Genomic DNA, 6,202 nt, shown 5'->3' with positions numbered 1-6,202 from the left:
CGGCAGCGCCTGGAGCTGGGCCGAGACCGGCAGGGCGTTTTCGGCGTGGACGGTCACGCCGAGCAGCAGGAACTGGCGCTCTTCCTCACCCCCTAGGTCGTGCAGCGGGTGCTGGGTGAGTTCGAACCAGCGCCCGGCCTGGAGCTGACGCGCGCCACCGCTGCCGCGAAAACGCTTGGCCAGCGATTCATGCGCTTCCAGCCGGTTTTCGGTGAGGCGTTCGCCACGCGCATAGCCGTGGTAGTAATACTCGCCGGCGTAGTCGTAGACCTCGGTGTCGGGCAGGTTGCCCTGATCGCTGAGGGTATCGAGGCCGGTGCGCTTGGTCAGTGACGGCTGCTTGTAGTCGAAGGTGCCGACGCTGACGCGGGTGGGCTGCTGGCGGCGCACGCCACCCCACTGGGTCAGCGCGTCTTCCGTCTCGGTGGCATCCTGGCGGTGGAAGCGGATCGCCTGGGGACTGACCGGCTGGGTGGTATCGACGTCGTCGGTAATGACCAGTCGGTGGCCATCGACGGTCCGACGCTCACCCTCGGCGCCGCCGTCAGCGCCGTCGTTGTCATCGCCATATTCGAAGTAATACCAAAGCCCTTCTTCCTGCATAAGACGACTGACGAAGTTCAGATCGCTTTCGCGATACTGCACGCAGTAGCTGCGGGCGGGGTACTCTCGACGCAGGTCGAAGCGGTAGCGGCCCTTGGCCAGTTCGTGGCCGTCGAACACGGCGGTGAGGACATCGACGACGCTGCGATCCTGGAAGATCCGGCTGTCGCGGCCTAGCTTCAGCATCGCCAGCCACGGCACCAGCGTGAGCTGGTAGTAGGTGACGCCGCCATCCTCGCCCAGCAATGCGGCCTCGCTGACCAGCCCGTGCAGCGGGCGGTAGCTGCCGTCGGCCTGCAGCATCGAGAGCCGGGCCGGCTGCGCCATCAGCGTCTTGAGCTCGATGTCGCCCTGCTGGGAGATGCAGTCGAGGGTGTAGGTGAAAGGCTCGCTGACGCGCTCCTCGCCCACCAGCCGATGGGGCACGAAGGCGGTGCCGGCGATGTCGAGGGTCAGCAGCCGCTGGGACTGCGACAGGTCGATGTCGAAGGTGTCGAGAAGGTCGTTGAGCATGTTCTCTTCCTGATGACGGGACTCAGGTATTAGTGTGGCCTGGGCAACCGGCTACGCTCTGTCCGAAAAATGCCTGCGCTCACCCATACGGCGTTAAAAATCGACTCAAAATGCTCATTTACCCGCGTAAACTCCATTTTTTCGACGATTTTTGCCTTGTCTGGCCATCGCTCGTCGATTTTTCAGACAGAGCTGGGCGATGACCGTCAAAGATACCTTTCGGTAGGATAATGCAGATCATTAAAAAGGTTTGTAAGAGAATTGCCATTGATGACTAAGATTTTTGATGAATTGACGGCTCTCTCGACGAGTCGGGGTCATTTGAAGACTGACGAGTCGAGGCAGATCGACATGGCCCGATATCATTCGGTGTTGACTCCATGACTGCGCCATCGCCTAATCCAGGTCGATTCGTTCACACGTCGTCTCGATAAGAGATATCACTGTATGGCGCCTGCCATCCCGCAGACTTTCTCGACCTTCAATATCCCCCCGACGCGAAGGCATGTCGAAACCATCGACTTTCTGCTCGCGCGACCGTCGCTGGAGCTGCTGCCGGAGGCGTTGCGTCCCGCTGCCCGGGGCTTTCTGTCCTATCTCGCCACGTTACCCACCAGTGCCCCTCACGAATGCCCGGCCTGCGCGAGCCGCTCGATCGCCTTGGCCACACCCGCTGGCACGCATGGGTCAAGGCGCGATGGCTATTACTGCCGGGACTGCAACAAGCGATTCAATATCCTCAGCGGGACTCCACTTCGCCTGCTGCGCTCGGAAGAGAAGTGGAAACCCTGGATGAGTTATCGGTACCAGGGGTTCTCGCAAGAGCTGATCGCAGCCTTCCTGGGTATCAGCAACAAGGCTTCCATGACCTGGAGCCGGGCCTTCATGGCGGCGATGGCCGACTACGACACCCAATTGCATCGGTGGTGGGAGGATCATCAGTCCACGCATATTTCCGAGCTGACCGATGAAGCCGAGAGGGCCTTGGAAGCGTGTGTCGCGACACTCACCGAGCTCGCCGTCCTGACCGACAGGCACTGTCCCTACCGCGGCTCTTCCTCGACCCAGGTGCTGACCAGCCGGCGCGCCACGGAGTATCAATGCCATGGCTGTGAGCGCCGCTACAACAACCTGACCGAAACGCCGCTTTCGCATATCCAGCACATGGAACTGTGGCCCGAATACCTGCGCCTTCTCGTGGTGGGTTATCACGATACGGAGATCGGAGAGCGATTGGGGTTGAGCAAATCGCTGACCAACCTGTGGCGGCAGCGCTTTCTCGAGTTCATGCAGGCCCGCTGGCCGCTCCTGGTTCACTGGACCCTGTGGCAATGGTCCCGGCGTCGCGTCAGCGTACCGAGCGGGCCGCAGACCTGAAGCGCATTGCGAGCCGGACAAGGCGTGTCGGCGAACACCAATGACATCCACTTGGCAGCCTGGCTCATCATCGACCATGCTGAGAGCCCCGAATTCGGCAAGGAGGCCAGCATGAAACCCCATACGCTCTGGACAATAATCGGCACTTCCACGGCGATTCTCTCGGGCGTGGCGACGCGACAGGCCCTCAAGCACACCACCCGCCGTCACGCCTTCGAGCCGCCGGTCAATCCGGACGACCCCGACGTGCGCTGGCGCGAAGCACTCCTGTGGGGCGCCGCTTCCGGTGTCGCGGTGGGCGTGGCTCGTATTCTGGGCTGGAAAATGGCCGCCAGCGGTCTACGTCGCGCCCGCCGGACTCGCCGCGGCCGACGCCTGCTCTCGCGCATCGAAGATTGAGGGCGTGCCCCGACAGCGGGCACGTACGTCATTCATGAACGCGAATCTAACTGAGAAATATTATTGATTGCACGAAGATCTCTAAGGATAATCCCCTAGCCCGCCATTAAAAAAACCGCGGGCCTATAAGAAGGGATCATTTACTTTTGGGGATCATCACGATGAGCGGTCGCAATCGCACGATCGTGAGCCGCGGGAACCCGCCTTGGTGGCACCAGACCACCACGGCGCTTCTCTGCGGCTCCGTACTATTCGCCATTCCCGCCATCGGGTGCGCGCAGCAGACAGACGACGGGGCGTACCGACTCTCTCCCGTTATCGTCAACGCTCAGGCAGCGCCCGATGACGACGCCGATACCGTCGTCGCCCGCGAGCTATGGGTTGGCGGCAAAGTCGCCACGAGCATTCAGGACACGCCCGCCTCCGTCTCGGTGATCACCCAGCAGGAGATCGAGCAGCGCGGAGCACAGACCACCGAAGAAGTGCTGCAGTACACCCCCGGTGTCGTCACCGATTATTACGGCACCGACGACCGCAACGACTACTTCCAGATTCGCGGCTTTCAGGCAACGACCTATCGCGACGGCATGACGCTTGGCTCCATGCGCGGCGTGCGTGAAGATCCTTACGCCTACGAGCGCATCGAAGTGCTGCGCGGTGCGAATTCCACACTGTTCGGGCCAGCCGATCCGGGCGGCTCGGTCAATTTCGTCAGCAAGCGACCGCGTTTCGAGCGCTTCGGCAACGGCTTCCTCTCCTACGGTTCATTCGATCACAAGGAAGCCGGCATCGATGTCGGTGATGTCCTGGATTCGGACCAGACGCTCGCCTACCGTTTCACCGGCAAGATTCAGGACAGCGATCGCGAGTACGACCACTCGAAGAACGACAACGGGCTGCTGATGGGTGGCCTGACCTGGGAACCGACGGATCAGACCTCAGCGACGCTGATCGTCGACTATCTCAGTCGCGATGACACGCCCAATAGCGGCGGCTATCCGCTCGACCGGGAGTACGACCGGGACGATTTCTTCGGCGAACCCGATTTCAACGACCATGAGGTCGACCGCACCAGCGTCACCGGCCAGTTGATCCACGATTTCGAAAACGGCCTGACGCTGCGCGCCAACGTCCGCTACAGCGATCTCGAAGACGACTTTCAGTACGTCTATATCACCGATTCCGCGGCACGTACCGGTACGCTACTGGATCGTGACTACTTCGGCACCGATACCGACGCGCACGAATTCATCGGCAACACGATCCTGCAGTACGATGCCAGCTTCGGCGATATCGACAGCAGCACCCTGGGCGGCGTCGAGTACCGTGATGCCTCGACCGATACTCAATCCATCTACGGCGATGCAGCGTCCATCGATATCGCCAATCCGGTCTACAGCGGCGGCCCCGATAACCTCACACCCTACCGTTACGAAAACCAGGATTACCGAACTCGCTCGGTCTTCCTGACGCAGAATCTCTCCTTCTACGATCGCTTCGTCGTCAGCGCCGGGGTGCGCAACGACTCGATGGATCTCTCGAGCGAAGGCGAATCCTACGGCACCGCTTTCGATGACAGCGACGATTTCTCGGAGACCACCGTTCGCGGCGCGCTGACCTATATCGTCAGCGATGAGCTCTCCACCTACATCAGTTACGTGGAGTCGGTCGCGCCGCCCACCATCGGCGTCACCCCGGAGCGCGGCAAGCAGCAGGAGGTTGGCCTGAAGTACTCGCCCGACGGCATGAAGGCCCAGTTTTCGGCAGCAGTCTACAACCTGGAAAGAGACGACGTGACCATCGCCGTGGTGCAGGACAATGGTGCCATCGATCAGCAGACCGTGGGTGAATCCCGCGCGCGCGGGCTCGATCTCGAAGCCAAGGCCGAGCTGACCGACAGCCTGAGCATCGTCGGTGGCTACTCCTACCTGGATACGGAAGTGCTGAGCGGCACGCTCAACAGTGGCGCATCGATCGAAGGCAACGACTTCGCCATCGCTCCGAAACACACCGCCATGCTGTGGGGCTACTACACGCTGCCGGGCGAGAAGATGAGCGTCGGCCTCGGCGCCCGCTATACCGATGGCTACTACTTCGACGCCGCCAATACGTCGAAGAGCGATTCGGCGACACTGATCGATGCCGCGTTCGACTACCGGATCGTCCGGAACACCGACTTCACGGTCAACGTCAGCAACCTCTTCGACGAGCAGCACGTCGTCGGCTCCGGCACGGCCAACTACTACAACCCGGGTCGCGAGATCCGCGCGAAAGTGAGCTATCACTGGTAACCCCGGTGATAGCGTGTGGCGCCACCCGAGCGGCCCCGGCCGCTCGGGGTGTCTGTCGATACCGCTCTCTTATCCCTCGTCGTACCGATCTTTAGCGACAGCGAGCGATCTGTACGACGATGACCTAGTGTTGCCCGAGCGCTCCAACCACGGATTCGGTCAGACGCTGCAGCGAGAGCAGACCACCGAATATCCACACCGGTTCGATTTCGCTGACGCGCCCTTCGCGAACCGCCGGCAAGTGCTGCCAGATGCGATTGTCGGAAAGCTCGCCGCCAACAGAGCGGGGAAGCGGCTTGATGATCACGATGTACGCATCCGGTCGCTCGGCGAGGCGATCGATGGAAATGCTGGCAAACCCCCAGGCGTTGGTGGGCCCGGTCCAGGCGTTCTCGAGCGGCGTGTTGCCGGTGAGCGTCTCTACCATGCCGCCGTTACCGAAAACGCGCACGTGCTGAGCGTCGCTGAACTGGACGATGTAGACCGGTGCATCGACGCTTTCCAACGCTTGTGCCGCCGAGGCCAGAATCCGGTCGGTGCGGGCAATCAGCGCCTCGGCCCGATCCGAGGTCCCCGACACCTTCGCAATTTCCCGCGTCATCGCCAGCGTCGCCTGGTAATACGGCTGGCCGGAGGAGAAGTTGTCGATAAGGCGTACCGACGTCATGCGATCCAGACGCGCATTGTCGCGGGAGAACAACGCACTGCTGATCAGCAGATCCGGCGGCTTCTGCGCAAGCAATTCGAGATTGGGCTGATCGCGAAGCCCCATGTCGAACGTCTCAGGCGGGATCGCCGGTGACTGGACCCAGTCGTTGTAGTTGGGGATGTCCGCGACGGCATAGGGCGTGACGCCCAGCGCGATCAACGTCTCGGCGACACTCCAGTTGGTGGCGGCGATACGCGGTGTGGCGTCGGCATCGGTCACGAGCGCCGGTAGCCAGGGTACGGTCGCCATCACCAGAGTCATGGCCAGTGAAAAGCGGCTTCGGCGGCCGAGCGGCCGCCGAGAACGTTGA

The 6,202-nt window shown here is 61.7% G+C and carries 5 protein-coding genes; 3 read left to right on the top strand and 2 right to left on the bottom strand.

From position 1 onward, the window contains the following. On the bottom strand, nt 1-1,116 hold a 1,116-nt coding region (locus BTW07_RS18410; protein ID WP_144076974.1), incomplete at its 3' end, for a type VI secretion system Vgr family protein. A 447-nt stretch (nt 1,117-1,563) separates the two neighbouring features. Here BTW07_RS18410 and BTW07_RS18405 point away from each other — a divergent pair. From BTW07_RS18405 to BTW07_RS18395, 3 genes are all read left to right on the top strand, one after another. Further along, complete coding sequence (locus BTW07_RS18405) at nt 1,564-2,493, top strand: hypothetical protein (protein ID WP_075571621.1); 930 nt, start codon at nt 1,564-1,566, stop codon at nt 2,491-2,493. Nucleotides 2,494-2,604: 111 nt separating this feature from the next. After that, nucleotides 2,605-2,892: a DUF4235 domain-containing protein gene (locus BTW07_RS18400; RefSeq protein ID WP_110661610.1), complete on the top strand. Its 288-nt coding sequence runs from the start codon at nt 2,605-2,607 to the stop codon at nt 2,890-2,892. A gap of 161 nt (nt 2,893-3,053) precedes the next feature. After that, nucleotides 3,054-5,183, top strand: coding sequence for a TonB-dependent siderophore receptor (locus BTW07_RS18395; protein WP_075571624.1), 2,130 nt, complete (start codon nt 3,054-3,056; stop codon nt 5,181-5,183). Between the two features lie 124 nt (nt 5,184-5,307). Here the strand turns inward: BTW07_RS18395 and BTW07_RS18390 are convergent, their stop codons facing one another. Further along, complete coding sequence (locus BTW07_RS18390; RefSeq protein WP_158025898.1) at nt 5,308-6,141, bottom strand: ABC transporter substrate-binding protein; 834 nt, start codon at nt 6,139-6,141, stop codon at nt 5,308-5,310. Between the last annotated feature and the right edge of the window lie 61 nt (nt 6,142-6,202).

Source organism: Salinicola socius (assembly GCF_001937195.1).
GTDB lineage: Bacteria > Pseudomonadota > Gammaproteobacteria > Pseudomonadales > Halomonadaceae > Salinicola > Salinicola socius.
The sequence above is the reverse complement of the archived record's forward strand: the minus strand, read 5'-3'. Positions and strand labels throughout refer to the sequence as shown.

Excerpts from the sequence above, each read along its gene's own strand:
- BTW07_RS18405 (WP_075571621.1), top strand. The coding sequence starts at position 1,564 with ATGGCGCCTGCCATCCCGCAGACTTTCTCGACCTTCAATATCCCCCCG.
- BTW07_RS18400 (WP_110661610.1), top strand. The coding sequence starts at position 2,605 with ATGAAACCCCATACGCTCTGGACAATAATCGGCACTTCCACGGCGATT.
- BTW07_RS18395 (WP_075571624.1), top strand. The coding sequence starts at position 3,054 with ATGAGCGGTCGCAATCGCACGATCGTGAGCCGCGGGAACCCGCCTTGG.
- BTW07_RS18390 (WP_158025898.1), bottom strand. The coding sequence starts at position 6,141 with ATGGCGACCGTACCCTGGCTACCGGCGCTCGTGACCGATGCCGACGCC.